The sequence below is a fragment of the uncultured Cetobacterium sp. genome (genome assembly GCF_947039425.1).
Lineage (GTDB): Bacteria > Fusobacteriota > Fusobacteriia > Fusobacteriales > Fusobacteriaceae > Cetobacterium_A.
The window spans coordinates 1-2,621 of record NZ_CAMQYW010000281.1 but is presented as its reverse complement, the minus strand read 5'-3'; the positions used below and the strand labels follow the sequence as shown (position 1 = coordinate 2,621).

Annotated in this window: 5 protein-coding genes; 4 read left to right on the top strand and 1 reads right to left on the bottom strand. The window is 23.9% G+C overall.

The window, feature by feature from the left end; genetic code table 11:
* The coding region (locus Q0V09_RS10525) for a TIM barrel protein (protein WP_297489376.1) at positions 1-577 on the top strand (577 nt) is incomplete at its 5' end.
* Between the two features lie 69 nt (positions 578-646).
* Positions 647-898, top strand: a complete 252-nt coding sequence (locus tag Q0V09_RS10520) for a hypothetical protein (protein ID WP_297489374.1) — start codon at positions 647-649, stop codon at positions 896-898.
* Positions 899-927: 29 nt separating this feature from the next.
* Here the strand turns inward: Q0V09_RS10520 and Q0V09_RS10515 are convergent, their stop codons facing one another.
* Positions 928-1,464 carry a GNAT family N-acetyltransferase gene (locus Q0V09_RS10515; RefSeq protein WP_297489371.1) on the bottom strand — a complete coding sequence of 179 codons (537 nt, stop codon included), beginning with the start codon at positions 1,462-1,464 and terminating at the stop codon, positions 928-930.
* 126 nt (positions 1,465-1,590) lie between these two features.
* On the opposite strand from Q0V09_RS10515, the gene Q0V09_RS10510 reads away from it, so the two are divergent.
* Both Q0V09_RS10510 and Q0V09_RS10505 read left to right on the top strand, forming a co-directional pair.
* Positions 1,591-2,433 carry an ABC transporter ATP-binding protein gene (locus Q0V09_RS10510; protein ID WP_297489368.1) on the top strand — a complete coding sequence of 281 codons (843 nt, stop codon included), beginning with the start codon at positions 1,591-1,593 and terminating at the stop codon, positions 2,431-2,433.
* The coding region (locus tag Q0V09_RS10505; RefSeq protein WP_297489365.1) for a hypothetical protein at positions 2,430-2,621 on the top strand (192 nt) is incomplete at its 3' end. The genes Q0V09_RS10510 and Q0V09_RS10505, both read left to right, overlap by 4 nt.

Below are 2,621 nucleotides of genomic sequence, written 5' to 3'. Positions count from 1 at the left end.
CAAAATAAAACTTGCTTTAGAAAATCATGAGTATGAAACATCAGAAGAATTAGTAAAAGTCGTGAAAGAGATTAATTCTCCTTGGATTGGATTATTATTTGATTTTGGGAACTCTATGATGGCTTGGGAAGACCCTATAAAAGCTGCTGAAAATATGGCTCCATACACATTTTCTACACATTTTAAAGATCATATAGTAATACCAGAACCATCTGACAAATATGGATATGTTGTTTGTGGAGTTCCAGCAGGACAAGGAAATATTGATTTAAAAAAGTCTTTTGATATAATGATGAAAAAATCATCCTTAACAAGGGTTAATGTGGAAATGTGTTATCCTTATTGTGCTCAATTTAAAAGAAGTCCAGGATCTGGAGGAGTATTTAATGTAGGAGAAGGAGCTTTTAAAATTGAAGAAGCAATTTATGATAGGTCTATAATTAAACCACTTGAATATTATTATCCACAAGAAATATCTGAAGAGTTATTAGAAAGTATGTTAAAAGATCAAATGAATGGTGCGATAGCCTCAATAGAGTATTTGAAAAGTTTAAGAAATGAATATTATCAAAAATAATAAAAAAAAAGTTTGTTTCATAGATTATTTTTGTTATAATGAATCAACTAAAGTTAAAGGAGGCATTATATGAATCTTTTGAAATCTTTTATAAATCAAAAAGTTTCTATTACTTTTACTGATAATACTTTACTAGATGAGGTTGTTATTACAAAAATTGATTCTCTTTTCTTTGTTTTAGAATGTTGTGAAAATAAGATATATTCAATTAATTCAGTTAAATCAGTTGAATTAATAAAATCAGTTAAATCTGAAAAAAAGTCAGAACCAGTAGATTATTCAGCTCTTGTGGATAAACTTCCTGAGTTTCCAGATAATTAAAAAAATCCCACTATTTTAAAGTGGGATTTTTAAATTTTATATTCTCTTTTAACTAATCCATAAAGAGAGATATCTCTAATCCCTTTAATATTAGTTCCTTCATATTTTAATCCACATTTTAACATAACTTTTCCAGAGTTTGGATTTTCAACATCATGAGAAGAGATTATTTTATTAACCTTAACCTCTTTAAATAGAAACTCAATAACCTCTTTAAAAGCTTCAGAAACAATACCTTGATTCCACCATTTACTACCAATACAATAACCAATAGTCACACTTTGAAGAGATTCATCTAACTCAACAATACTTATAGTTCCAATATTTATATTTTCATTTTTTAAAATAATTGCCCATTGATAAAAATTTTTATTATCATAAGAGTTTATCCAATTATTTATAATATTTTTAGTTATTTCTTCAGATGAATGAGTTTCCCAAGTTAAAAAAGTAGTAACTTTATTATCACTTGTCCAGTTTTCATAAGCCTCTTTAATATCAGAACTTTTAAATTTTCTTAAAGTTAATCTATTTGTATTTAAAGAAATAGTACCAAAATGATTCATAAAAAACCTCCCATATAAAAAATATTAAGTTATAACTTGTATAATACCAATTTAAGTTAGAAATTCCTTTACTAAAAAGATATTATAAGGTATATAAGAGTATAACATAAATAAAAGGGAGATAAAATGTTAGAAGTGACAGGAATTTCTAAAAATTTTAAAAATAATCAAGTTTTAAAAGAAATAAATTTCAAAATTTTAGATGGAGAATCAATTGCAATTTTAGGATCAAATGGAGCAGGAAAAACAACTCTTATAAAAATAATGCTAGGATTATTACTTCCAACAAAGGGGGAAGTATCTTTTAATAATATAAATATAAAGGAGATTCGAAGTAAATATTTAAATTTAATAGGCGTAGTTCTTGAAGGAAATAGAAATATATATTGGTATTTAACTCCTTGGGAAAATTTAAATTATTTTGGTGGTTTGCTTGGTATTAAAAAAAATGACATAAAAAAAAGAGGTAAAGAGTTATTGGAATTATTTGATTTATCAGATGTTTCAAATGAAAAAATAGATACTTTTTCTAGAGGGATGAAACAAAAAGTAGCAATTATTATAGCTTTATTAAATAAACCAAAAATTTTATTTTTAGATGAACCAACTTTGGGACTAGATATTATTACTCGAAATAAGTTAATTGATTGTTTATTAAAAATAAAAAAAGAAGGAACAACTATAATTTTAACTACTCATCAATTGGAAATAGTAGATCAAATAGTTGATAGAACTTTTTTCTTAAAAGAGGGAGAACTTTTTTTAGAAAAAAATCAAAATAATAGTTTAATATTTAATGAAATTTTAATAGATATTGATCTTAAAAAAAGAGGATTAATTACTTTAATAGATGGAGATTATATTCAGAATTTAATAATTTTTTTATTAGAAAATGGAGAAAAAATAAATTCTATTGTAAAAAGAAATAAAAGGTTAGAAGATATTTTTTTAGAGATATATAGGGAGTGATTATTATATTTAAAATAATGAAAGGTGAGATAAATAAATATATTCTTGAGATGAAAAATTATTATCCAGATTATATAGGAAATATATTTTTAACAATACTATTTTTTTTGATATTTTTTTCAAAAATAAATTTTATTGAAAATAAGGAAGAGGGAATAACATTAATAGTAGGATTTACATTTTGGTTT

Excerpts from the sequence above, each read along its gene's own strand:
- Q0V09_RS10520 (WP_297489374.1), top strand. The coding sequence starts at position 647 with ATGAATCTTTTGAAATCTTTTATAAATCAAAAAGTTTCTATTACTTTT.
- Q0V09_RS10515 (WP_297489371.1), bottom strand. The coding sequence starts at position 1,464 with ATGAATCATTTTGGTACTATTTCTTTAAATACAAATAGATTAACTTTA.
- Q0V09_RS10510 (WP_297489368.1), top strand. The coding sequence starts at position 1,591 with ATGTTAGAAGTGACAGGAATTTCTAAAAATTTTAAAAATAATCAAGTT.